The sequence below is a fragment of the Ruminococcus sp. RTP21359st1_H3_RTP21359_211015 genome (genome assembly GCF_040909065.1).
GTDB lineage: Bacteria > Bacillota > Clostridia > Oscillospirales > Ruminococcaceae > Hominimerdicola > Hominimerdicola aceti.
This window is the reverse complement of the sequence record NZ_JBDGDD010000009.1, coordinates 28416-52586: the sequence shown is the minus strand read 5'-3', so window position 1 is coordinate 52586 and position 24171 is coordinate 28416. Positions and strand designations below refer to the sequence as shown.

Here is a 24171-nt window from a genome sequence, read left to right as displayed (position 1 = left end):
TCTGATAAGACCAATTTTAGGTCAGCTCAGAGCCTTTAATCGTTAAATGAGGCACAGGTTAGATAGATACTTTTTAGCAAGTTCTTCAAGATAATCAAGCGTAAGTTCACTTTCTGATTTTGAATTGAGCTCATCTAATGCTTCCAATAACGTCAACATTACAATACACCTCCTTACTCATAGCCATATATTACCTTAGTCTGTCCACTTTCTTCGCCAGGCCATCCGGATATGTTGTAAGCTTTGAACGCGTCAGTTAACAAAATTTGAAGGTGTTCTTTATCGTTTAGCAATCCTTTCGGGAAATCAATACGTGTTATTTTCCAACAAACTTGTTGTTCATGAATACTCTTTATTGCTTGAACAGGTATCAGATTTGATTTATACATAAAGATAAATTCCTCTATATCATTATTCGTGTCATGATGGTTATAGCAATGTGCTAACCATGTTTCAGATTTTTTGTCAATAGTTAAGTACAGAGGCATGATACCTTCTGTCGTGTCCCTAAAGCTCCCGTATGGGTTCTTAATCTTTTTCTTAGCCAGTTCCTCTCTTTGCGTTGGAGTCAGCTTTTCATTAACAAATGCCATAGTCTAAACCTCACAATAATAAAAGTATTTAAGGGTATTTTAAAGAGAACCCATATGAAAGCTCTTGCTGCGCTTGTATAGTAAATACAATGAATGAAACGTAAGCACTCAGAATCTCTTCCTAATGAATTATATAGATTATTTAATTGTTTGGTTGGGATTTCATTTATTGAATTCGTGTTGCCAATTTCTCCTATATTAGGGTTAACATCCGGATTTGGTTTTAATTATAGCTTCATCAATTTCGGCACTTGGTGCAACCCAAACAACAGTATCATCTCCAACAGGACGTCCCAATGTAACATCTTTGCCTGAAATATAGTCTTCATAACCTTTTTTCAGATATTAGATAAGATGCACCTTTACTAAATATTTCGTCTATATTCATAATATACTCACCCCATAATTTTTAGTTGCAATGTTATTAATTCTTGTGATTTCCTGCCAAAGCCCATTTTCTTCATTCCAACCTTGCCATTCCTTACAAACACGAAGCTCCTTTTCGTGTTTTAATAGCGTTTCCTTCAATTTCTCAATTAACTCTTGATTAATGAATTTAAATGGTGCTTCGTGTCTTTTTTCATTCCTAATTTGATTCCAACATACCATAAACGCTATCCAATTCTTTGCTGGATCGCAATCAAGAAGATACAATATGGCTTCTTCGAATTTGGCAACAATTTTTTCATTTTTAGTTTCTTCATAAAGTTTGTATACTCCAAAATCTATAATTCTACTAAAATCCGTTGGTACATTTGCTGGAACAAAGTGACTTATAGGACAAGCATATCCTTTCTCTCCGCAAAGGAACTCAACAACCTCGTTATTTTCAAATGCTTTTTTTGTAAGTTCAAGCAGCTCTTCATTTGTAATTTGTTTTTCTAATTTCATAACATTTCCTTTCCCATCAAACGACGAATAAACATTTTCTATTTTTACATCAAGTATATCTATTTGTATCAATCACGGGGACATCTTCTAAATTATCATCTATCATTGACGTTGTGAATTTGAATGTAACCGTCAAACCCTCCGCATCTACCCCACCGATGACTAAAGAAGTATAATAAACTTCAAGCAACTCCATAGAGTAAATTATCCGAACTCAAAAAGTCTATAGAGCTGCTTAGACCAAATTAGATGTGGAGATAAAGATAATGAAAACAACGATTGCAACGGTAAAGAACGAATTTCGCCTGACTGAATGGTCAGCCCAGATCCAGGCACAGAAAAGTAGCGGACTTACAGTGCATAAATGGTGTGAAGAAAACGGTGTCAATGTTAATACCGTGTACTTGAATTTTGTTCCAATTATTTCGCTACTCATTTGTTTTTTATTTCTTGCCTTTAATCTATTCATTCTCTAAAATATATTCATATTTATTATCTTCGCTCCAACGGCTGTCTATATCCTTAACAGACAGCGCATTGATCGAGCCGTCATCTCTGCCAACAGCCACGATCGCATATTTATTGCTATCTGAAATTTCATACATATATACATCGGCTAAAACATGTTCCTTGTCATTGTCAAGAGATTCGGCATACGGAGCGCCGAATTTTTCCTTAAAGCTCAGAAAATCTCTGCTGTTCCATGCGGTTATATCATTATATTTTACAATACTTTGAGGATTGATTATCCTGTAAATATCTATAACTTCGTACTTATTGCCCGTCTGAGCCACTATATAACTGCTGCTGTCGCCATAACCGGAAGCAACGCAGCAGTTATGGTCTGCAATTTCAATAGTATTGGCAGTATTACACTCGATATCACCGGACTCATAATCCAAAGTATTTATGGATATGTTATAAACGCCGACCAGATCTTCCCCATCATCATGCTTTTCATCGATGGGGCAAACTGCTATATATACCCCGTATTTTTGCTTATCCGTGATAATATAAAATGATCTGGAAAAAAAAGCACTGGTATAATTTTTTCCTGAAGAACTGGCGCTCACAGTATCCTTTTCATACTCTGTCGTGCGAATTATATCGCCTTCAAATCCATCAATCAGCGCTTGTATATCAGCGTCAATACCATCTGAATTTTTCAGACCGTTACACAGTAAGGATTTTACGCCGTCTTTATCCCCATCGTCTATGTATGTCAATAATTGATCTACCGTATCTGCGTAGAACTGATCGTTGTATTTATACTCAACACCGTTTATGATAGGCGTTTCTTTAATGGCACAACTACTCAGAGATATCACCAATGCTAAGCTCGAAATAAGGCTGATGACTTTTTTCATTTATTATTTCTCCTTCCAGTCTAATGTTGCCGTATAAGTCTCATCTGAGAATGACCACCCTGCAGTTCCGTCAGTCGCATCTCTGAAAGCCTCATACATGATCTCGCCATTCTCCATCCTCAATATCCGGTTTTTAAGTATTCATACTTATCGTAAAAAACGCACTTACTCTTATCAGCACTATCAAAACGTAAAATATATTCCGCTATTTTACTGCTTATTTTTTCAATTCCACACTTTTGATTGGAAATATAATTTATCATATATTTTATCGTATCTAAAGCTATAAACCTATAGTTTTTCCAATCTTCCGTTAAAATTGCCGTCAGGTTCTGTTAAAGCCCAAACACTTCTACATTTTGTACACTTATAATAAAATTTTTTATGTCCATAACCATCATACTTATTAATGGAGTGTTTTTTACAAAGTTTCTTTGCTTTTTTTAATTCAGCAATATATTTTTTTAGATAACAAAAATCGGAAATATCGTTAAACTCATCAACTTCAGCTAGTACTTCACAAACACATGATATTTTTATTGATTTTATAATATTATTTTCTATAACAATTAAAGGAGAACCTTTCCAATCAAACCATATTGCATCATCTGCTATAAAATACAACCGTTTCTCACCCAAAAAGGTTTTGTTTGCTATAGTCATCAATTCTATTTTTTCATTAATTGTTGCTTTTTTATTTGGATACCACTCTATTTTATTAGCAAGCACCAAAAAATAATCTATTCCTATTTCTCCATGAAATGTTGCTATTTTATCATTATATTTTACATGAATTTTATCGCTACTTGCTTTGCCTACTGTTACAAATTCCATATGCATTTTCAATTATCACTTCTCCTTTAACCAATTGATGATGCTTCCATTTAATGAAAATAGACCTGATAAACCTGATGTAAATTCAAAAGTTCTTGGAATGTTAATTAATAATTGATTGCTAGTTCCAAAATCAGCTAGCTTTGAAACACTTGTTACCATTGCTATAGCTAATACTGCTCCTATTACAATTGTTACTGTGATTAGAATCTCTTTCCAATGCTCCTTGCACCACTCACAAGCGTTATCCCATTTTTCTTCCAGCCAGCTTTTTTCAATATATGGTTTTAAGTATTCATATTTTTCATAAAAGTCATTCTTGCTCTTATTAATAACATCAGCGACATCGCCGTCGATACGCACAACATCGGAAACAAACTCATTTACATCTTTTTTGAGATTATCAAAAGCGTCGATCTTATTTTCCTGAGTCTGTGTAGACGCTTTTATAGAACTAATTACATCGTCAACATTGCAAACGCTGATTACAATTTTTAAGGTCTAGATTTTGTAATCCAATTAACCTTATATTCTATTATTTGGTCATCAACATTTTCTGTTATGAAATTCAAGAATTTATCATAATTTTTCATTTTGCTGTCTACGTAAAACTTTCGTATACCCGCATATACTTTTATTCGTGTAACAATATTGGTTTTTTGATCAACTGTATCCGGTTTTATAATAGTAACTTTTTTTATCTCATCAGTTGTTATTTTTATTCGGATACCGCAGGTTTTAACAACCATTATTTCATCTTTTCGTACTTTAATTTTCAGAGTAGTGAATAATACAGGAAAAGAAAGCAAAACACAAAAAACAAGTAATCCTATATACATAAACCAATTTGCTTTAAAAGAGTGTTCAACAAAATCAATTATTTCAAGTATAATTACAAAAGAAAAAAGTACGACTACTAAAAACAGTAAGACATATCCATTATGTCTAATCTCAAAATAATTGTTTTTAGTTCTCAATCAACAGTTCACTCCTTTAATCTTTTATTGCATCAATTCCGCCTTGACCAATATTCTCAAAAAAACCTTCTATATATCCACCCACAAGACCATTGCGAAGAGTTTTGAAATATCTGCTAAAAATATCAAATTTAATTTTTCATCCAAGCTTCATCATAATTTGGATGTTCATTTAAGCATTTCAAATCAATTCCATGAGTCTCATGCCCTAAATATGAGAACTCTTCTAATTTTGGTAAGTTTAACACAAAGCTTATGTCTGTAATATTACAATAAGAAACATCTAAAGCTTTTAGATTATAAAGTTTATTTATAATTTCTTTATCAATTGAGTGTATATTCGTAGAATTTATATTGAGGGATACAATATTCTCCCAATTAACACTTTCATCATCCAGCTTGGTAAAATCAGCTCCTGAAATTGAAAGTGATTTCAATTCCGTTAATTCAGATAAATCCGGTAAGGTTTCAATTTGAACATCGTATAATTCCAACGATTTTAAATTCTTGAAGCTTCCCTCTGTTCCGAGCAAGTCAATATCGTCAATTTTAAAACGAGCACCCCCATAAGGATTTGATCTAATGCATAAGCTTGATAGACTTCTGATATCTGCCAGCTTTCTTATTGAACCAATAGGTGAATCTACAATATTAACAGAAGTTAATTTTTTTAGTTTAGTTAACTCTTCAAAAAAGTTCTGTGCATCTGAAGCATCACTGATTCCGACAATAGTAATTGTTTCAAGATTCGTTAATTTGCTGAGCAAATCATAATCGTGTCCCAAAAGTGCAACATCAGGACCCGGATCACAAACCAACTCACGTATCTCATCATAATTCTGACTTGTTTGATTAATACAGTCGTTAATGGTTTTTCGTTTCCACTGTAAATCAGCTTCTGTTTCATTATCACTGTTTAAGAACCATATTCCGAAACCTATTACAATAGCCAAAAATATTATAAGAATACAAGTAATAATTATCATCGTAGAAAATATGGTTTTATGTTTCATTATAAACAAATCCCTCATTACGTTAATCTTGCAAAAATGTTATAAAGGCATCAATATGCTGTTTATATTTATCTGCTCTCTTCTTTTTTTCTCCTACAAGTTCACCATCAATATAAGCACCCAAAGTAGATTTAACATCGTAATTTATATTATTGCGAATTTGATCAATACCACCATTATTTAATATGAACTCCGATTTAGGATTGATTGTGCCATCCATTACAGCCTTATTATATTCCTGTTGAACTTTGAGAAAATTACTGTTCTCAAATTTATACTGTATATTATTCGGATCAATATCAGATAAAAAATCCTGATCGTCATACCTTGTCGAAATAATATCTCCACTATAGGATATCATTCTATCAGTACTTCCATTAGCAAAATCCACAATGTCTAAATTATCGTTAAATTCAACATACTGTAATGCCTCATGAACAAAATCTTTCATAACCTCCGAACCAAATTCATTTGCTCTCCTTTTAAACTCTTCAACAGTTGGAGAATTTTCCCCATTAAAAAGATTTTCCTCTTCTCGTGAGAATCCAAAATGTAATTCAATATTCTCATAATTAGAACCATGTTGCACATTTAGAGCAATTGCAAAATCAATAGCATCAGCCACATTTTAGTCAATAGTCACAACATCAAAAATATTTTCATTAATGTCCGAAGCCCCCAAAAAAAAGAATTTTTATCTATTCTATATTTTACAAATACTTCATTATTGCATCTCATAAACCACTCCTTTACCCGGTAAAAAATCCAGCAAATATTATTTATATTCGCTTCCATCATCATTTACAAACTCAATTTTGAATGAACTATTCTTATTTTGCTTTCGCACCGCTTTGATAAGTTCAGTCAATTCATTCTTCTCGATATATTCTTGATGTTTTATCCAAGATATACTATTTACTGTTGCATAAAAACCATCTACGCACATTTCCCCACCAAATCTTGCGATATTCTCTTTGTACTCAATATCGACATACCATTTCGTACCTGTAATTTTAATTTCTTTCATTTTTTATTCCAATCATTTAATAATATTCCCGTTTGAGAAGTTCCTATAAACAAACTCCTTATTAGTGAACCAACCTGAGTAGTATGCGTAATCACATTAACAGCAGTAGGCGTATATATTGTGATATTTCCTACATTAGGATTTATTCTTAAAATAGTACGTTCAAAGACATTCCATACACTGGTTGATCGAACAGTATTTCCGAGTAACGCTTCCACATTCCCTGAAGAATGCATTGCGTAGGAGGAAGAAGCGTTATTCCATGCGCTTATTGTAGAAGGATTGGAAACATCCCAATTTGGAAGTTCAATACCCTTCGATGAAAGAGTTGTTTCCAAAGTAGATCTTCCCATTTTATCCGCACAATTTGCCGCTATCTCCGTTACATATACCCTCATCTCCAATTCCAGACCAGAAAGTTGACGAATCAGATTTAAGTGTGAAATTATATTCACTTGCACCGCTTATGGCTGAACGAAATTGAGGATTAGTTGTCCATTGCTTTCCATAATTTCTTAAATCAGCATTTGAAATTCCTTTTACACTACTATAAATAGATCCAATGGAATAAAAACAATTCGATATTGTACTTGTCCAATTTAATACATTTTGAAATGTATTAAAAACTGAATTATCAATATTTCACCATGTATCAATTATATTTAATGTACTTGATCCAAGAGTTGAAAGTATCGCTATTGCAGCAACAGAAAGACTAGTTATCGTTGCAATTGTTGTAGCAAGACCTGCGTAAACTCCAAATGTTGTAAGCACCGTGGTTAATAATGGTACAAGAGCCATTCCGCCAGTGGCAACAACAGCAACTATAGCTAATACTGCTCCTATTACAATTGTTACTGTGATGAGAATCTCTTACCAATGCTCCTTGCACTACTCGCCGACTTTTTTGCAGCCGTCCTTGAATTTCTCCCAACGGCTTTTTTCATATTCGGGCTTCATGTAGTAGTACTCGTCGTAAAAATCGTCTTTGCTCTCAATAATAGTCAGAGTTTATACAGTTGTATTTTACTTCTAGTATTGATTCTTCATGCTCAAATGAATTATTTTCTTTTGCATTCATAATTAATCACCAGCACCTTATTTGTTATTTATAAAACTCAAGGATATACTACTTTCGAATACTGTCCCAAAGACATATACGCATCTCCTGCACATTGATAAGCGTCAGGATTTTTTGGAGCAAGCCTAATTGCCTCGTTCGCTAAGTGAAGAGATTCGTTGTTTTGGCTGTTTATGAACGCAAAGTGCGAATCTGCCAAAAGCTGTGAAACTTTTTCTTGGTTTGTGGGCATTTTATCACCTCCGTAAATTGATATCAAATATGCCAATATTGATTAAAGATTCATTAATGGCATCATTATTTCCCAATATACTTCCATATCGGATACTTCAAGATTTTCTATGTCATCTTCCCCATTGAGGAATAGTGGTACTTTGTAACCCACACATTTATTGTGAGGCAAAACAAAATTGCCATTTGCCTCAAACCATTCATTGAAGAACTCAGACGCCAAGCAAGCGTCATGATATTGCGGTATCTCACTATCATGGAAATTCACAAAGTTTTCCCCAGTGTTAAGAATCTCTCCTGTACCTGGTTCAAATATCAAGACTACATCTCTTTGCGTATCCAGTGCAAAATTTCTGCCTAACCAATCATATCCGAATACCTGTATGCCATTTTTGAATTTAGGGAAAGCTCTCTTGAGTATCTCATTCCACTTTTTTACATCATTTTTGTTGTGTATACGATACAAACCATTCAAAAATGTTTCTCCGCCATAAATGTCCATAAATCCAGACATATCGGTCACATTATTTTTGTTTTCAACACCTACAAAATCATAAAATTTCTCAAACATCTCTTTTTACCACCTTATAAATTTTTTTGATCTACCATTTTAAAATTTCTTAAAACTGTCCCATAATCCAAATTTTTTATTAAATATGCTATCTGGCTTCCTAAACTTCGATTTACACTTTTATCTAATGGGTTCATATTATGGATATCATCTATTCCACCAAGTTGTAAATCAATAGTGTGATCGACATCTTGTGTCTTTAAAACTGAATTTTCTCCATACTCATTCTTGTATTTTTTTGAAGCGGATGTGCTACCACGTTCTGGAATCGTTTTTGCTGTATCAGCTTTAGATAACGCTTTACATTTTGCATCAGCTTCTGCTCGTTGCCCTGGTGTCCAATCCTCTTTATATGATAGCTCTGCATCATATGTGCCGTCATCATTTTTTATCAGCTTACAATTCGAATTATGAACCCAAACTCCATTTTCGCCAACATGATAAGTATGGAAATCTTCTACCTTAAAATTATAAACCTTAACAGGTTCATCTGTCAACTCAACATCAAAATTTTCAACTAAAAGAACATTTCCGTTTACATCAAGGAGTTCATCACCAACTATTAGTTCTCCTGCTTTGATAAAGCCTTGATTTTTTACATAGAACGGGTGGTCAACAGTTGTAACGATTTCTTCACCGTTCACAGTGAGATGAACAAGCGTTGTTACCTCTCTTATGTAGGTTTCAAGAACAGTTTTCGGAGAAGTTTCCATTGTTTCAGGGTCTGTTGAAATGACTTTATCTCCTGACTTTATCTTTTCTATAGCAACCATTCCGGCAACCGCCATGACAAGCGTTCCCGCCACAAAACATGACGGTTTAACTCCTGCACTGTTAGCTGCCTTGTTAAATCCGCTGTTCATTCCGCCGGTGAAAACAGCTACACTTGCTATAGTCGTCTGAGTTATATTGTATATAGAACTCTCATGCAAAGCCGCATTAAAGTCACTCAGTGTCAATCGTATTCAAATATGATACTATTTTAATATTCAAAACAGATAATTTTTGATTTGACACATTAATATATTTCTTACAATTTTCCGTTATTTCATAACGAAAGTGAATATTTATTACAAAATTATCAAATTGCTTATCTGGATAAATATCTGCATATTGCTTACTCTCAATATACCACAAATATGTATTGAGCTTATCTTGTAATATAACAATATGATCAAATTCAAACTTACCCTCAAAATGTAAATGATCATATATTTCCATAATTAAGGTTTTATTATCATCATCAAATGCTATTCCATCAATAACATTTACATCTGTAACAGCCATATATTTCACTTCCTGTTTTAAATTTGGTTAAATGAAATTTTATTTACCTCTAATCGTATTGATTGGTGTACCTTCAGGAATTACATCTCCAGGTTTAAAAACACCACCACCTTCTCCAGTAACTACAAGATCTTTATTTAAAGCTCCTGTATCAAATCCATTAGCCTTTTGATTAGATGTGTATGTTGCAGTTTGACTCGCTTTATACTCTTCAATAAAAGGATTTCCATCTGAATCTAAAGCAATACCATCGAGGTAATTTCCACCATTTCTCATGGCATTTCCATTCGAATCCATTGGCTTTACTGAAACTTGTGTTTCTGCTTCAGGGTGAGCTTCTTTCAAATTAGAAAATTGTTCTTTCTCAAACTTCTTCCCATTTTCTTGATTTTTGGTAACGGTTTCAGCCTTTTTCCCTGAATAATCCTTGCTAGCATTATGCACCAATACACCCAATCTACCAACAAGATATGTATGAAAATCCTCTACCTGAAAATTATACACTGTAGTGGGTTCATCTGTCAACTCAACATTAAATTTTTCAACTAAAAGAACATTTCCGTTTACATCAAGAAGTTCATATCCGATTGCAAGTTCTCCTGCTTTGACAAAGCCACGACTATTTACATAGAACGGGTGGTCAACAGTTGTAACGATTTCTTCACCGTTCACAGTGAGATGAACAAGCGTTGTTACCTCTCTTATGTAGGTTTCAAGAACAGGAGTTCGCTATAAGTTCAGATAAGCGACCATCTATCGAAAGTGTCATTTTATCACCTCGTCATTACTCAATTGAAATGAACCATATCATAAGGATAATACTGCTCATTTTGTAAATCGTTATCTATAAAACCAAGTCTTTTTGCAATAGCACCAGCTTCAAAACACCAATATCCATAATACTGATATTTATTCACCAGTTCATGTGTACCATACCAAGCACTATCTGCAGAGCCTTTATACCATCCTCTCAAATATTTTAGAAAAGCATCTCTATCTTCATCGTTAATGCTTTTTACTAACTTTTTGTATGGACGAGGGAAGGATATTTTCGATGTATCAAACTCACTTTTATTTCCAATGAGGATAAAATCTAATAATGAATCATATGTTTCAGATTTCCTCAATTTATTTTTAATTATATTCAACTTACCATCGTCCAAATTCAGAAGATATGCTAAAGAAGCAAAAATAATATTGCTCTCGTATACTGAATCATCCCAAGCTTCACCAAACAAATCTAAAGAAGATTCAAATTCTTTTTTTATTTCTTCAATTGAATCACCTTTTGAATACTTAGCGATTATTATCCCGATTTTTTTTTGTAAAATGTAATCTTTTACAAAAAGTATCTTGTCATTTAAGTATTTTCCAGCAGCAATACCCTCTTCAAATCTTTTGATTCCTTCTGACATTTTCAAAATATACTCATCAAAATACTCTTTTGATTTAATTGTATCTCGCATAATATTCTCCTTAATATCAAAAATTCTCGATGTAAATAATTGTCTACTTTAATGACTTAACACTAGTTGTAACATTTACTAAACCGTTATCGTTACTTACATTTACTCTGAACAATTCCTTAACAGTATCACCAGTTGCAAGTCCTTCGATTATGTCATCTGGGTCATCGACTATTTTTCCTATATTATTTTTTATCTTAGTAAATTTCACCTTTATTATTGTTTGGCACTAATAAAAGAGGTCATTCTATTTCAAACCATTTCCATGGCTGCGTTTCATCATCACGAAAAGCGCCGCATCCTAGAGGAAGATCACATAATTCACCAATAGAAGAATCAATCTGCTCCATTTCCGAAATCGATATTATAGCAGCACTTTCTTCACTAACGTCCTCTCCATCCAAAAATTCCCACATTTCATCTTCTTTATCATGGAAAACTAAAACTACTTTCTTTTTTTTGTTAATAATATCTACAGTTGTTATTACCATTGTATTTTCATCAATATCAAACATAATTTTTCCTCACTTATTTGATTTAAAAATATTTTCTTCTCTTGATAAAACCTGTGCATTAGAATAACTATTACTTCCTCCACTGCTTCTTGGCTTTATGTGGTCAATTTGAACTTCCAATGGATCTGGCGTTACGTTTAGCTTACTTTGAGTTGCGGGAACAAGTTCTTTTCCTGACATATCAGATTTTATTTTTCCGCAATTTCGTCTCATATTTTCTTGTATTATCTGTCTTTTTTGAGCCTTTGTAAACTTTTTCCCTTCACCTACATATTTTGAATCTTTTAGATTAGAATAATCACCAGCATTATGCACCAACACACCTAATCCGCTAACGTGATATGTATGGTAATCCTCTACTTGAAAATTATACACCTTAACAGAATCATCTGTCAACTCAACGTCAAAATTTTCAACTAAAAGAACATTTCCGTTTACATCAAGAAGTTCATCACCAACTATTAGTTCTCCTGCTTTGATAAAGCCTTGATTTTTTACATAGAACGGGTGGTCAACAGTTGTAACGATTTCTTCATTGTTCACAGTGAGATGAACAAGCGTTGTTACCTCTCTTATGTAGGTTTCAAGAACAGTTTTCGGAGAAGTTTCCATTGTTTCAGGGTCTGTTGAAATGACTTTATCTCCTGACTTTATCTTTTCTATGGCAAGCAAACTAACCGCCTTGGCATTACCTAAAAACTCACCTGCCGCTCCAAGTCCGCCAAAACCTAGTCATGCGATGTGTAGAACATCTTCTAATCTAATTTAATCTGAAATAGCAGGTGCTCTTTCCCTTGCCCTCTTTTTTTAGTTCTCCTGCGGCAACAAGTTTTCTTAGTGCACCTTCGATAGAACTGTCACTGAGAGTAGGACAGAGTTCCCTTATATCCTGCTTGTTAAATCGTCCTATTTTGCTTTTGCTTGCCATTCTGACCATCTCAAGTGCAGACAGTTTTTCTTGAACAAGGGAGGTACGCTCTTCAAAATCTTTATACGATGCAAGTATCGTGCCTAAAATGTACTTTATAAATGGCAAAGCATTCTCTTTGCCCTCGTGCCAGCCCGTCTGCGACTGACTCAGAGCACTGTAATACAGATCTTTGTTCTTAGAGATCTTTGCCTCGAGCGATATATATTTGCCAATGTAAAAACCATTCTGATACAGCAGAAGAGTGGTAAGCAGACGGCTCATTCTTCCGTTGCCGTAATTAAAAGGGTGTATACATAGAAAATCGTGGATAAATATAGGGATAATTATAAGCGGCTCAACCTCCAAATTACCGATAACACGATTGTACTCTTCACATATCCTGTCAAGTGACTCAGATGTTTCATATGGCGCGAGCGGAGTAAACAGTATTTCTGTATGTCCATCGGGGTAAGCCGCACTGATATAATTCTGCACGCTTTTTGTTCTGCCAGCAAGCGGATTGTTCATATGACTATAAAGCATTTTGTGAAGCTGCAGAATATAGTTCTGAGTTATCGGAATAGCGTCAAAGCTTTCGTGAATAACGTTCAGCACGTCTCTATACCCTGCGATCTCCTGCTCGTCAAGATTTCGAGGAGTAGTCTTTTCTTCGACCAACTGTTTGATCCTCGTGTTTGTTGTTACGATACCCTCTATCGCATTTGAAGCTTCGGTACTTTGAATTTTTGCTCTCTCAACAAGCTTCTCCATCTCTTGCGGACGCTGTTTCAGATACTGCTCCTGTTTTCCAGCCTCTTTGTATATGGCCGCTATAAGTCCGAGAATATCAGAATCCCACTTTTGTTCTTTAAAAGCAGAGTAATTAAAACTTCTCATTTCCTTACCTCCATTATTTTCCCTTAAATTATAATATAAAATAATGGAAATGTCAATAGAATAAGCAAATTTGTCCTTAATATTATGTGCGAAATAAGGGAATATATCAAACAGTATCCCTCTACTGTATAAAAGAGCCGATTTCTCGACTCTTTTGGTATCTATAGCATTGGGGAGCATATTCGTAATTTTATATCATAAATTGTTCCCCATATTTCTTGTTTTGGTTATTAAAAAAAGCACCTATCAGTGATAGATGCTAATGGAATTTGATAAATTTATATGGCTATTGTTGCTCGCCACGCAAAATCCGAAAAACGCAAAAATGCGGAATAACTCGGAATTAGCATAGAAAACCCACGAAAGTGGCGCAAATGCGGCGGTTTGAATATGCAAAAAGTTGACGTGCTTTGCGGATAAGAAAATTGAATGTCAAAAAAATAAGGTCTTAAAATGCAATTTTAAAAGCATTTTAAGACCTTTAAATTTTACCTTTTTAGAACGTTTTAGAACTGTTTTCAAATTTTAAAATTGTCACAAAACAGCGTATTTACGCATTTTAAAGCTATAACGTTTATAAAATAGTTTGAATGTTCAATTGAAAAATCTCATTGAAAAATTTCCATATTTTATACGGGAATATAGGAACTAAAAATTCGATTAATGGGAACTAGTTCCCATTAACTTATCAATGTCCCACTGTGCGGCTCGAACAATCACTACAGTCGGAAGATCAAGCACAAGTTGCTTAGTTTCATATTTTTATATCATACAGTTCCAATAACCTTTCCCCGGCAATAGATACTATCATAATCATGCAGCGGAATATCATCATAATCCGGGTTAAGGGAAATCAAGCGATCTCCGCCGAACTTCTTTATAAATCCTTCCCCGTTAAGTATAAAAATGCCTATCTCGCCGATCTCAACAGATGGCTGCGAGGCTATCAGAACTACGTCTCCGTCGTGGAATACAGGCTCCATGCTGTTGCCAGACACTCTTAGAGCAAAATTAGCCTCAAGAGTGAGCTGCGTTTTCTTAACCTCCAACATACCTTTTTCGCAGCCATCCAGATCAACGCCAGTTCCGGCACTGACAGGCAACGAATAGTACTCTATGAAAACACTGTTTTCAAGCTCTTTTAATGGTATTTTTGACTGCTCAAAAAGGACCTTGGCACGTTCGAGGACTTGACCCTTTTTCATTAAATCTAATTCCTTATAATATGTAAGTAACTCTTGCTCATCATCGGTCAACTGTTCCGCTGGTGAGCTTTTTTCTTTGCCGTAAACAAGGTAATCTATTGAAACATCAAAAAATTCAGCAATTTCAATTAGATATTTTCTATATGATTTGCTTTTCCCAGACTTCCATTCTGAAAAAGCAACATTATTTAATTTCAGGTAATTAGTCAATTCTTTTTGCTCTCGATTGCCTAAAAGCATAGTTATTCTATCCAAAATATCCAAAATTCAATCATCTCCTTTGTTACTTATCACGAAATTAGCGTTTTTCTAATTTCGAGTTAGAATTTCACTTGACAATTAGAAAAAATCTAGTTATAATTTACTATAGGGTAACCTCTAGGGTATAGTTACCCCATGATAAATTAAGTTTAACACAAAAAGCGTTAAACGTCAATCGAAAAAGGAGGAATTTTAATGAATAAGTATAAGATTAAGGAAACCGATGTGAATATGTATGAGTACAGAGGCTATACGATATCAGGTAACGATAGGATAGGCTATGTTTGCATATCACCTTATGGGGCTTTCTCGCCAAAGGCTTATAATACAATCGAGGATGCTAAGGCAGCAATAGATGATGATCTTGATTGCATAGCTGAAAAATACGGCGAGCAGCAAACAAGGGCGGAACAAACTCCGCCAATAAGAGGATATATAATGAATAAAGCTTTATTCGTAGAAAAAGAGCTCTATTTCCTGCTCCATGCCGCCAATGATGATGTTGATGATATAACTTACTGCGAAGACAACGGAGAAGAGTGGGTGCTTGTAACCATGAAGAACGGTCATGTGTATGATATAGGCATCACAGGAGACAGTCCGCTTGCTGCCGCTAAAGACGTTATCACCGTTATGATGTATAAGTAAGGAGGGTTTATTATGAAAAAACTTACGGACGAGGGAAAGGTGCTTACCATGTTTGCCATTATCATGCTATGGTGTGCCATAACAAGTCTTAGCGGACATTCCGAGTTCTGGATCATACCGTTGCTTACACTATCCGGATTGTTCTGTATGCACCTTATCATCTCTCTTATCAGAGATATATACTTTGCTAAAAGGAGGGAACGCCTTTATGAGCGCAGATATTGGGAAAAGCATAAAGCAGATTAGAGAGCAGCGTGATCTTAATCAGAGAGAGCTTGCTAAGTATGCGGGGATCAGCAATGTGACCGTGTGCAAGATAGAGCAGGGCGTTTTGACGCCCTCTCTTAAGACTACGATCAGGATAGCCAATGTGCTGCGATGCAGTCTTGACGATCTGTGCGGCAGATCACGAAACAGCCGAAACAGCCGACAGTAACTCGGCTGTCTGCCGGGGACGGTCTCCCGGTACTGATGATGGCAGACCAAAATATGCAGGTGCCGTGCTTGCCCGCCATAGGGGATATAGTGAATCACCTGCAGCTTGCAAGCTCAGAGGTAACGACTTAGATCTTGAACCAAGCCTGTCATACAGTCTGTAGACCGAGGACATAAAATATCGGTAGCGTATGACTTAAAAACCACGTGTTCTGGCTACGTGTCGTCGGGTTGAATTAGCCGAGGTACAGGTTTTGTTATAAGAGTTCCGACTTTCCTTAAGGTGCGAACTCGTAAATGCAAGCTGAGAGCGCATGAGCTTAATGTTTGCACCAGCTGGAACGTCTTTTGTATTTTTATAACACAGTCTAAAGACAACATAAAGATACCGCCCGTCTGAGCGTATCAGACCCACTTAGGATAACTTTTTATCCTATCTACCTTGCCGTTTCGGTAATAATCGGGGCGGCTAAATGTTCACGCATAGTGCTAGGTTCGCAAGCGTAAGCCTATCAGGTGCAAGTCCTGATGTGAAAGCCAACTCAATCAACCTAGTCGACAAGGTTGTGCAACGCAGTATAAGTGCGCAGGGTACTCTTTCGGAAGGAGTAGACTTATACATTCCGATTTTTCTAGCCGAAACCGAGCCGCAACAGGCGGTTCGGTCTGCCGGGGACGGTCTCCCGGTACTGATGATGGCAGACCGAGAAAGGAAGTGTAACCAATGAAATACAAGGAATTTAAAACACAAGTACTGTCTCATGCGGTGGGACAAGCCCGGCTTCTGGCTCAGGCAAGCTGCCTTGAGGACATAAAAATAGAGCCTGAACAGCTCCGCAGGAATGTTGCGACCATTCTTGCAGTATTGACCGAAACAGAAGATTTTCTGTCCGACCTCGTAAACAACCGTTCTGGCTCTGATACTTAGTATATCAGAAAACATTAGTTTTGTCAAGTAACTTCGGGAGGTGATGATGTGGAATATTTGACGGTTGCCAAAACTGCTGATCTTAAAGGCTGCAGTGAACGATATATAAAGAAACTGTGCAAGGACGGAAAATTGTCATGCAATATCGAAATCAACGACAGGAACCGTCCTAAATATATGATCCCAATATCATCACTCCCCGAAGGCCTGCAGGCAAAATACTATGCTCAGAAAAGAGCGGAAGCGGGCTTAGAACTTGTTGCACAGCCTGTTAAAAATGCATTAAAACAGCCCAAAAAGCCTGTGAAAACGTCAAAGCCTGTGAAAACGTCAATCGAAGAGTTTTCCGAAGATGAGCGTGATGAAATCGCACTCTGGGTAGATATCCTCAGAGACTGGCAGCGTTACCGGGATCAATACCCCGGAAAGAAAACCGAAGTGGATAAGCTTTACGTCGGCAAGTGTCAGCTCGAGCATAATGATATCAAAGTGTCGGTGGATATACTATACCGCAAGTATGCAGCCTACAGAAATAATAATCTGCAGGGGCTTTGTGAAAATCGAGGCGGAGCCAATAAGGGTAAGAGCAGTATCCCACCGGAGCTGTGGGAGCAGTTTTGCTATTTCTATCTTTCCGAAAACAAACCTACCGTTTCGCGTTGTTACGACCTAACGCTTGAATGTGCAAAAGAGTGGTATCCGTCAATGGTATCAAACTTCCCGTCAGACAATACTTTCAGGCGGCATATAAAGTCGGAAATACCACAAGCCGTGCTTACATATATGCGCGACGGCGATAAGGCTATGAAAGATAAATGCCTGCCATATATCAGCCGTATGTACGACGGTCTCCACGCTAACGACGTCTGGATCGCAGATAACCACACGTTCGATATACAGTCCTACGATGAAGATAACGGCACGATCCACAGGCTGTACCTTACAGCCTTTTTGGATGCCAAAAGCGGAGTGCTGGTCGGCTGGAATATATGCGACAGTCCGAACTCCCAGTCAACAATCATCGCATTAAGGCATGGAATTATGCGATTTGGCATTCCGAAAGCCGTATATTTTGATAACGGTCGAGAGTTTTTGACCCATGACGTTGGCGGAAAAGGTCATCGAAGCAGGAAAACCGATAACCCTGAGATCGAACCACCGACAATACTCCAAAGGCTTGGAATCACGATGCATAACGCAATCGTCCGTAACGCTAAAGCAAAGCCTATTGAGCGTACATTTAGCACGGTCACAATGCAGTTTGCAAGAATGTTTGAAGGTTACTGCGGCGGCACTATTATGCAGCGACCTGAGAGCCTTAAGCGTAGAATTAAAGAAGGCAAGATTCCCTGCGACTTTGAGATTAGAGAATATATTGATATGTATATTGACGGTGATTTTAATATGCAGGAATATGGCGGAGCTGAGACAAAGTACAAAGGAATGAGTCGTATCGACGTATGGAATATGGATATAAAGTCTGTAGGAATACGCAAAGCTCCGGAAGCCGAACTTAATCTTATGCTTATGAGATCAACAAGGGTACAAAAGATCAAGCGCAACGGCGTATTTGTTGAAATATCCGGCGAAAAGGTCTGGTTTATGGACTATGAAAACACTTACCGTCACCTGGGCGAGGAGGTCTATGTAAGATACGATCCCGCCGATCTTAGAAGCGTAAGGGTTTACGATAAATCGGACCGTTACCTTTGGACTTGGGAATGTGCGGACAAGCTGCTTATAGATTACATCACCGAAAGCAAGGAAGAGATTTCCGATGCAATGGCTTTACAGCGCAGAGTACAACGGTTTATTAAAGCCGAGGCCCAGAATATCACAGATGGCTTAAACTCAGAGCATAAGATCGACCTTATGGAGGCTGCCGCTCTCAAGGCAGCACATGGTAAGCAGAGCTTTAAGATCGTTATGCCGTCCAATGTGATTATGATAAGAGCTGATAATGAACCGGAAAGTATATCAAAGGCTTCCGGAGACGATATTGTGGTCAATATAGATAAAATGAACGAAAACGCCGAGAGGCGGAAGAATAAATGGAGGAGTGATTAATAAATGAAAAAGCTAACAGCTAAACAGGAGTGGGCATTGGAACAGATAAAACAGCTGCAGTACTCGGAAAATCTATCTGCGGCTGCAGTCTGCAAAAAGATTGGTATATCCGATAGCTCATACTCTGCAATTAAGTCAGGTACCTACAACGGCGATGTAGATAAGCAGATGAAAAAAGTAATTGAATACTTTGTAACCAAGCAGGCTGCAGCTGAAATCTATGTCGGCACAGACTATAAGGAAACGTCAATATCGTCTAACGTGTACAAGATCATACGCAACTGTCAGCTTCAGGGCGGTCTTGCCATAGCCTGCGGTGACGCAGGTATAGGCAAAACACAGGCTTGCAGGCAGTATTACCGTGAGCACGGCACAAACTGTATATACATAACGGTAAATCCGTGCATCAAGTCATCAAAATCCGTGCTGGAGCTTATCGGTTCTAAGCTGAACGTATCCTCCGGCTCTGTGAGCAGACTCTGGCTGGAAATCTCGTCAAAGCTTTCGGACGGCATGGTGATAATCGTGGACGAAGCCCAGCATCTCACCAGAAATGCCATTGATACTCTCCGAAGCCTTTGCGACTGCTTTGACGAAAAGGGACAGACCCTTGGAATATGCTTTGTCGGCAACGAAACCACGGTAAGCAGACTTGGCGGAAAGCAGAAAGCGGAGTTTGCACAGATACGCAACAGGACGAAGAATACCCGGTTTTACAGCGTTAAGCAGATAAAGAAGAGCGACATCGAAATGCTCTTTCCGGATATCAGAGAGGACACTGCTGCTGTTGAATTTTTACTGTGTATCGCTCAAAGTCCACAGGCTATCAGAGGAGCGGTCAATCTATACTCCAACGCCCTCGATAACGGCAATGTGACCGCCAAGGGATTGTCTGCAATCGCTAAATATATGGATATGGCGGTATAAAAAGTGAAACGGAGGACAAAAAGAATGAAGCACGGAAAAAATCCCACCAAAGCTCAGAAACGAATAATAGCGTATTACAAGCTTGATCCTGCGGACTGGATGGTTTCGAAGGCGACGGACAAGCAGCTTTGCCTTGTACATAGATATACTGATAAGATACGCTGGATAGACATGGTACGCATCGAGGAGCCGAGGAAAGTAAAGGCGACTAAATATGCATAATAATTTTGAATGTTTTATGAAAGGCAGCGCAGAATGTGCCTTTTTTATGAAAATGTGTTGTGATGACTGTCCGTACTGCGATAAATGCGGCTATTGTGATAATATTTGCAACAGTAACGGAGAATGCAATGAATGCTCAATTGTAGACAAGAAATAATAAGTATCAGAGGGGCTGTGCCCCTCCTGTAATGCAGCCGCCGATCGGCGCAGGTCACAAGCCCTGATAAATGCAGAGTGCAGAAAAACAAGGAGGTAAAAACGCTATGGAAACAAAACATAAAAAGCTTACAAGCAAAGCTGGATTGACGATCCCGAAGGACATCAGACTTGCAGCGGGCTTTGCGGGAGGCATGGCTGTTGACATCGAGAAGACAGCGGACGGTATCATGATTCGCAAGCACAGACCTACCTGTTGCTATTGTGGCAGTGTTGATAATGTGCGCTCTATCAAGGGACGTGATACCTGCAGAAACTGCGCCGAAGAAATCATAGAGGAGGTAAAGACGGCTTATGGATCTGTCTGAAAAGGTAAAACGTTATGCTGAGATCAAGGCGGAAATTTCGGAGCTTAAATCAGAGGCAGACGGCATCGAGGCTGATATCCTTAAGGCTTCGGAAGCCGACCTGCAGGATACAAAGTTTAAATCTGCTGTCTACAGCGACAATGCTGGCAATGCAATCACAGTCACCAACGCTGACAACGTTAAGCTTGTGTACCCCACAATGCTTAAGGAGATCTTTGGTAAAGCGTACGGCGACGTTGTAAAAGAGGACGTAACCTACACCTTGTCAGAATCTGCAAAACGCTTGCTTTCCGCCGTTTACAACAAGGAGTACATAAAGGACGGCAGCGTTGCTAAGATACTGGACGGGCTTGGGCTTGACGATAAGAGCCGCAAAGCTCTGGAGAAAAAGCTTAAGGGTGCGAAATATGAGACCGACGTAAAAAATCTTATGCAGCTTGGCGGTCTGGATGAAAAGGCGGCGCAAGAGAACGCTTATCTGGTATCCGAAGCCGTCGCTTGGCAGAATCTTAAACGTCTGCTTATGATTAATAACGAACGGCTTACCGATGAGATTGTGGAGCGTGCTGTGGATATGATTGACAGCGCGGTTGTAGTTGAAAGAACGCCGAAAACGAAATTCACGGCTAAAAAATAAGGACAGGAGGATTTGGATATGGCAACAAAGGAGCAGATTAAAAGAATTTACGGTCTGGGAGCAGGTCTTGGTATTGTCGGCAAAGATAAAGATGATATGCTGCACGAATTGATCTTTAGCATTACCGGTAAAGATTCGGTAAAACAGCTTGACGATAGCGAATTCAAGGCTGTTCAGGCGGAACTTATCAATCGCATGAAGCTTGCCGATCCAAACCATCAGCTGCATAATACCAAATCTAGAAACAAAAAGAAAGAAGCTGAAGAGATCGGCTGCAACGGTATGGCTACGCCTGAACAGCAGCGGCTGTGCTGGAGATACTGCTACAGGCTCAAGGAACTTGACACTAATCCAGAGTCAGCTGACGTTGGAGACAGGCTAATTGGCGTGATAGGCAAAGTACTGGGCGTTACGGCATCAAAAAAGCAGCCGTTTCGGTGGATAGATCAGGAACAGTGTTCTAAGCTTATCGAACAGCTCAAGCGTTATGTTAATTCGGCAGAGCGGCGGGCGAAAAGGCAAGGTGAGAAATATGCCGGAACTTGATATATACGAAGAAGACCTTACTCCAGAGCAGCGGGATATTTACGACTGCATCGGCTCACAGGCATACGAAAAGCTTGTGCAGCGTTACGGTGGTTTGTCAATTTACATTGCAAAAGCTGATTCTGTTATCCGATCGGCACGTGACGAAAAGATACGCAGGGATTTTAACGGATATAACTTCAAGTTTCTTGTCAATAAATATAATCTGTCTGAGCGCACGATCCGCAGCATAACGGCTGAGATAAGGCAGGAAAAGCAAAACGCTCCTATCGAGGGTCAGATTACCTTTGATGAAATATAATTGCAGAAACTCGCTGAAACGCTTCATCTGTAACACCCCCAATATATATGGTACAGTTATTATAACGGATAACGGTACTAAATATATTGGGGGTGTTTTTATGACAAGTCAGCAGATATTTACGATAGTATTTCAGCTCGTTCTTACAGGCGGTATAGGTATTATAACCTACTTTTTAAAGCGGACTATGGACGACATCGATAAATGCAAAAGCGGTCTGGATAAGGTCAGAGAAAATTACGTCTCTAAAGACGAGTTTGACAAGTGCAAGACCGATATTACCGACGTCAAGCAGAACTATCTTACCAAAGAGGATTTTTACAGAGAACAGCTTAAGACTGAACAGAAGCTGGACAAGATCATGGATATCTTGATGGAAATGAAGGGAGAAAAATAGCATGGATATGGAAAAGCAGATGCAGCTTATCAGAGCAGGCAATTTTAAAGAAAATAACGGCTCTGTTATGCGCACTATAAATATGCTCAGATATCAGTATCATAAGCTTAAGAGCGTTGAGTATGCTCTTCCCGATATAACAAAGGGCGAAATTACCGACAGCGTGAACTATCTTTATGAAGCCGGATACATACATCTGAGGACGGTGTTGTCCAAAGAGCCGTCTACGCTGGCAGACAGCGATTTTGACGATCTCGAGGCAAAGCTTACGGCAAAGGGGATCAGCCTGCTTGCCGGAGGTATCAACGACCCCTGCATAAAGCTGTAGGGGGTGCGGATAATGGCAAGAAAGCGCAGAAAGCACTCTAAAATAGACAAGCTGTCGCCGGAACTTAAAGCAACGGTCGAAGATATGATGAAAGCCGATTTTACATATGCGGAGATCGCAGACTATATAAAGGATCAGACCGATCAGCCCATATCAATATCCTCGGTTTGCAGATACGCCGCAAATCTGAATGAATCTGTTGAGACCCTCAGAATGGCTCAGGAGAATTTCAGGGTCATAATGGAGGAGATAAACAAGTATCCGGCTCTCGATACCAGCGAGGGAATAATCAGGCTGCTGTCGCATAACGTGTTGGAATCTATACAGAACACTCCCGAAGAAAAATGGAAGAACATAGACCCGGAAGCCTTGCTCAAACAGGCTACCAGCCTTGTAAAGGCTGCGGCGTATAAAAAGAATATGGATCTGAAAAACGAGGATATCCTTAACGCGGGCTTTGAACAGGTCAAGTCAATGGTGTTCGAGGCAATGGCAAGGGAACGTCCCGATCTTTACAAGGATGTGGCTAAGTTCCTTGAGGAGAAAAGGAGCGATATATGATCTACGTTATTTATGTTCAGAGCGGCAGAGAGCATGACGTTGTTGCCACTCTCAGAGATAAAAATATTAACGCCTATGCGCCTGCTCACGACCTGTTGGAACGTAAAGGCGGCGTGTGGCGCATGGTACGCCGGATGATATTTCCCACATATGTTTTTGTTAACAGTGAAGGCATCACAGACGAGCTTTACTACACCGTGAAAAATACTGTCGGCGTATTGAGATTTTTGGGCAGACCGCCCACTCCGCTGCCGATGAGCGAGGAAGTCAGACTTCGGTGGATACTTGATGTCGAAAATCTTACCGTCAGCCGTGGTTACATAAACAGCGGAAAGGTGACTATCACAGAGGGACTGCTCAAAGGCAGAGAACACTGCATTGTTAAATACAGCAGGCGGCGTAAACGCTGTACGCTGTACTGTGAGATAAACGGCAGGCGTCATTACTTTGACGTTGCTGCAGAACTGGAAAAGATCTGATCATAAGCGTAAGGTTGATTCGTCCCCTGCGCTTAAGCTCAGATT

The 24171-nt window shown here is 38.1% G+C and carries 36 protein-coding genes, 2 other RNA genes and 2 pseudogenes; 18 read left to right on the top strand and 22 right to left on the bottom strand.

The window, feature by feature from the left end:
• Nucleotides 1–173: 173 nt before the first annotated feature.
• Nucleotides 174–593: a hypothetical protein gene (locus tag AB5Z01_RS05450; RefSeq protein WP_287216367.1), complete on the bottom strand. Its 420-nt coding sequence runs from the start codon at nt 591–593 to the stop codon at nt 174–176.
• A 384-nt stretch (nt 594–977) separates the two neighbouring features.
• A complete protein-coding gene (locus tag AB5Z01_RS05445) occupies nt 978–1556 on the bottom strand; it encodes a hypothetical protein (RefSeq protein ID WP_287216366.1) in 579 nt (192 codons plus the stop codon).
• Between the two features lie 194 nt (nt 1557–1750).
• Here AB5Z01_RS05445 and AB5Z01_RS05440 point away from each other — a divergent pair, with 194 nt between their 5' ends.
• Nucleotides 1751–1960 carry a hypothetical protein gene (locus AB5Z01_RS05440; protein ID WP_117892445.1) on the top strand — a complete coding sequence of 70 codons (210 nt, stop codon included), beginning with the start codon at nt 1751–1753 and terminating at the stop codon, nt 1958–1960.
• Here AB5Z01_RS05440 and AB5Z01_RS05435 read toward each other — a convergent pair.
• From AB5Z01_RS05435 to AB5Z01_RS05340, 20 genes and pseudogenes are all read right to left on the bottom strand, one after another.
• Nucleotides 1946–2851, bottom strand: a complete 906-nt coding sequence (locus AB5Z01_RS05435) for a DUF5104 domain-containing protein (protein ID WP_195221506.1) — start codon at nt 2849–2851, stop codon at nt 1946–1948. The two genes, AB5Z01_RS05440 and AB5Z01_RS05435, sit on opposite strands and share 15 nt — an antisense overlap.
• Nucleotides 2852–3142: 291 nt before the next feature.
• Entirely contained in the window at nt 3143–3697 is a 555-nt protein-coding gene (locus tag AB5Z01_RS05430) for a hypothetical protein (protein ID WP_022287963.1), read from the bottom strand.
• 3 nt (nt 3698–3700) lie between these two features.
• Nucleotides 3701–4048, bottom strand: a complete 348-nt coding sequence (locus tag AB5Z01_RS05425) for a hypothetical protein (RefSeq protein WP_195221505.1) — start codon at nt 4046–4048, stop codon at nt 3701–3703.
• 131 nt (nt 4049–4179) lie between these two features.
• Nucleotides 4180–4662, bottom strand: a complete 483-nt coding sequence (locus AB5Z01_RS05420) for a hypothetical protein (protein ID WP_195221504.1) — start codon at nt 4660–4662, stop codon at nt 4180–4182.
• Between the two features lie 131 nt (nt 4663–4793).
• The gene (locus AB5Z01_RS05415) at nt 4794–5675 is read right to left on the bottom strand and encodes a hypothetical protein (RefSeq protein ID WP_195221503.1); all 882 of its coding nucleotides are present in this window, start codon (nt 5673–5675) and stop codon (nt 4794–4796) included.
• A 22-nt stretch (nt 5676–5697) separates the two neighbouring features.
• A complete protein-coding gene (locus AB5Z01_RS05410) occupies nt 5698–6300 on the bottom strand; it encodes a hypothetical protein (protein ID WP_368365366.1) in 603 nt (200 codons plus the stop codon).
• Nucleotides 6301–6450: 150 nt separating this feature from the next.
• Entirely contained in the window at nt 6451–6702 is a 252-nt protein-coding gene (locus tag AB5Z01_RS05405) for a hypothetical protein (RefSeq protein WP_038671438.1), read from the bottom strand.
• On the bottom strand, nt 6699–7040 hold the full coding sequence (locus tag AB5Z01_RS05400) for a hypothetical protein (protein ID WP_195221501.1): 342 nt from the start codon (nt 7038–7040) through the stop codon (nt 6699–6701). Before AB5Z01_RS05400 ends, AB5Z01_RS05405 begins: the two co-directional genes overlap by 4 nt.
• Before the next feature lie 304 nt (nt 7041–7344).
• Nucleotides 7345–7503 carry a hypothetical protein gene (locus AB5Z01_RS05395; protein WP_195221500.1) on the bottom strand — a complete coding sequence of 53 codons (159 nt, stop codon included), beginning with the start codon at nt 7501–7503 and terminating at the stop codon, nt 7345–7347.
• Nucleotides 7504–7820: 317 nt separating this feature from the next.
• Nucleotides 7821–8015: a M48 family metallopeptidase gene (locus AB5Z01_RS05390; protein WP_195221499.1), complete on the bottom strand. Its 195-nt coding sequence runs from the start codon at nt 8013–8015 to the stop codon at nt 7821–7823.
• Nucleotides 8016–8057: 42 nt separating this feature from the next.
• Nucleotides 8058–8585 carry a T6SS immunity protein Tdi1 domain-containing protein gene (locus tag AB5Z01_RS05385; RefSeq protein WP_117925361.1) on the bottom strand — a complete coding sequence of 176 codons (528 nt, stop codon included), beginning with the start codon at nt 8583–8585 and terminating at the stop codon, nt 8058–8060.
• Nucleotides 8586–8599: 14 nt separating this feature from the next.
• Nucleotides 8600–9448: a polymorphic toxin-type HINT domain-containing protein gene (locus AB5Z01_RS05380; protein ID WP_195221498.1), complete on the bottom strand. Its 849-nt coding sequence runs from the start codon at nt 9446–9448 to the stop codon at nt 8600–8602.
• An 82-nt stretch (nt 9449–9530) separates the two neighbouring features.
• The gene (locus AB5Z01_RS05375) at nt 9531–9872 is read right to left on the bottom strand and encodes a DUF6572 domain-containing protein (protein WP_038671371.1); all 342 of its coding nucleotides are present in this window, start codon (nt 9870–9872) and stop codon (nt 9531–9533) included.
• A gap of 39 nt (nt 9873–9911) precedes the next feature.
• Complete coding sequence (locus tag AB5Z01_RS05370) at nt 9912–10544, bottom strand: polymorphic toxin-type HINT domain-containing protein (RefSeq protein ID WP_368365365.1); 633 nt, start codon at nt 10542–10544, stop codon at nt 9912–9914.
• Nucleotides 10545–10660: 116 nt separating this feature from the next.
• Nucleotides 10661–11338 (bottom strand): PoNe immunity protein domain-containing protein, encoded by a 678-nt coding sequence (locus AB5Z01_RS05365; protein ID WP_368365364.1) that lies wholly within the window; start codon nt 11336–11338, stop codon nt 10661–10663.
• 242 nt (nt 11339–11580) lie between these two features.
• The gene (locus AB5Z01_RS05360; protein WP_216552162.1) at nt 11581–11853 is read right to left on the bottom strand and encodes a hypothetical protein; all 273 of its coding nucleotides are present in this window, start codon (nt 11851–11853) and stop codon (nt 11581–11583) included.
• Nucleotides 11854–11862: 9 nt separating this feature from the next.
• Nucleotides 11863–12033, bottom strand: coding sequence for an HNH endonuclease domain-containing protein (locus AB5Z01_RS05355; RefSeq protein ID WP_287215950.1), 171 nt, complete (start codon nt 12031–12033; stop codon nt 11863–11865).
• A 114-nt stretch (nt 12034–12147) separates the two neighbouring features.
• Nucleotides 12148–12525, bottom strand: a pseudogene (locus AB5Z01_RS05350) (polymorphic toxin-type HINT domain-containing protein); the annotation flags it as partial.
• An 88-nt stretch (nt 12526–12613) separates the two neighbouring features.
• On the bottom strand, nt 12614–13660 hold the full coding sequence (locus tag AB5Z01_RS05345; protein WP_287215948.1) for a Fic family protein: 1047 nt from the start codon (nt 13658–13660) through the stop codon (nt 12614–12616).
• A 767-nt stretch (nt 13661–14427) separates the two neighbouring features.
• Nucleotides 14428–15129 carry an XRE family transcriptional regulator gene (locus tag AB5Z01_RS05340; RefSeq protein WP_117924068.1) on the bottom strand — a complete coding sequence of 234 codons (702 nt, stop codon included), beginning with the start codon at nt 15127–15129 and terminating at the stop codon, nt 14428–14430.
• A 192-nt stretch (nt 15130–15321) separates the two neighbouring features.
• On the opposite strand from AB5Z01_RS05340, the gene AB5Z01_RS05335 reads away from it, so the two are divergent.
• From AB5Z01_RS05335 to AB5Z01_RS05255, 17 genes and pseudogenes are all read left to right on the top strand, one after another.
• Nucleotides 15322–15774, top strand: coding sequence for a hypothetical protein (locus tag AB5Z01_RS05335; protein ID WP_041337551.1), 453 nt, complete (start codon nt 15322–15324; stop codon nt 15772–15774).
• 12 nt (nt 15775–15786) lie between these two features.
• Entirely contained in the window at nt 15787–16020 is a 234-nt protein-coding gene (locus AB5Z01_RS05330; RefSeq protein ID WP_117905586.1) for a hypothetical protein, read from the top strand.
• A pseudogene (locus AB5Z01_RS05325) lies at nt 15983–16117 on the top strand (helix-turn-helix transcriptional regulator); the annotation flags it as partial. The gene AB5Z01_RS05330 and the pseudogene AB5Z01_RS05325, both read left to right, overlap by 38 nt.
• Nucleotides 16118–16189: 72 nt before the next feature.
• An RNA gene (locus tag AB5Z01_RS05320) (hammerhead ribozyme type II) lies at nt 16190–16261 on the top strand.
• 582 nt (nt 16262–16843) lie between these two features.
• Nucleotides 16844–16917: hammerhead ribozyme type II (locus AB5Z01_RS05315), an RNA gene on the top strand.
• A gap of 16 nt (nt 16918–16933) precedes the next feature.
• Nucleotides 16934–17137, top strand: a complete 204-nt coding sequence (locus AB5Z01_RS05310; protein WP_041337548.1) for a hypothetical protein — start codon at nt 16934–16936, stop codon at nt 17135–17137.
• A 48-nt stretch (nt 17138–17185) separates the two neighbouring features.
• Nucleotides 17186–19204 carry a DNA-binding domain-containing protein gene (locus AB5Z01_RS05305; RefSeq protein ID WP_117863485.1) on the top strand — a complete coding sequence of 673 codons (2019 nt, stop codon included), beginning with the start codon at nt 17186–17188 and terminating at the stop codon, nt 19202–19204.
• A gap of 3 nt (nt 19205–19207) precedes the next feature.
• Nucleotides 19208–20131, top strand: coding sequence for an AAA family ATPase (locus AB5Z01_RS05300; protein ID WP_117863484.1), 924 nt, complete (start codon nt 19208–19210; stop codon nt 20129–20131).
• A 24-nt stretch (nt 20132–20155) separates the two neighbouring features.
• A complete protein-coding gene (locus tag AB5Z01_RS05295) occupies nt 20156–20353 on the top strand; it encodes a hypothetical protein (RefSeq protein WP_041337545.1) in 198 nt (65 codons plus the stop codon).
• A 263-nt stretch (nt 20354–20616) separates the two neighbouring features.
• Nucleotides 20617–20877 (top strand): AbrB/MazE/SpoVT family DNA-binding domain-containing protein, encoded by a 261-nt coding sequence (locus AB5Z01_RS05290; RefSeq protein ID WP_041337544.1) that lies wholly within the window; start codon nt 20617–20619, stop codon nt 20875–20877.
• A complete protein-coding gene (locus AB5Z01_RS05285; protein ID WP_287215944.1) occupies nt 20864–21514 on the top strand; it encodes a hypothetical protein in 651 nt (216 codons plus the stop codon). The genes AB5Z01_RS05290 and AB5Z01_RS05285 overlap by 14 nt, the downstream gene beginning before the upstream one ends.
• A gap of 18 nt (nt 21515–21532) precedes the next feature.
• Nucleotides 21533–22060: a phage protein GemA/Gp16 family protein gene (locus tag AB5Z01_RS05280; protein ID WP_287215942.1), complete on the top strand. Its 528-nt coding sequence runs from the start codon at nt 21533–21535 to the stop codon at nt 22058–22060.
• A complete protein-coding gene (locus AB5Z01_RS05275; protein ID WP_041337542.1) occupies nt 22047–22361 on the top strand; it encodes a Mor transcription activator family protein in 315 nt (104 codons plus the stop codon). Before AB5Z01_RS05280 ends, AB5Z01_RS05275 begins: the two co-directional genes overlap by 14 nt.
• Before the next feature lie 100 nt (nt 22362–22461).
• Complete coding sequence (locus tag AB5Z01_RS05270; RefSeq protein WP_041337541.1) at nt 22462–22758, top strand: hypothetical protein; 297 nt, start codon at nt 22462–22464, stop codon at nt 22756–22758.
• A 1-nt stretch (nt 22759) separates the two neighbouring features.
• Complete coding sequence (locus AB5Z01_RS05265; RefSeq protein WP_041337540.1) at nt 22760–23086, top strand: hypothetical protein; 327 nt, start codon at nt 22760–22762, stop codon at nt 23084–23086.
• 12 nt (nt 23087–23098) lie between these two features.
• Nucleotides 23099–23647: a phage protein Gp27 family protein gene (locus AB5Z01_RS05260; protein ID WP_041337539.1), complete on the top strand. Its 549-nt coding sequence runs from the start codon at nt 23099–23101 to the stop codon at nt 23645–23647.
• The gene (locus tag AB5Z01_RS05255) at nt 23644–24126 is read left to right on the top strand and encodes a transcription termination/antitermination NusG family protein (protein WP_117863483.1); all 483 of its coding nucleotides are present in this window, start codon (nt 23644–23646) and stop codon (nt 24124–24126) included. Before AB5Z01_RS05260 ends, AB5Z01_RS05255 begins: the two co-directional genes overlap by 4 nt.
• The last annotated feature ends 45 nt before the right edge of the window (nt 24127–24171 follow it).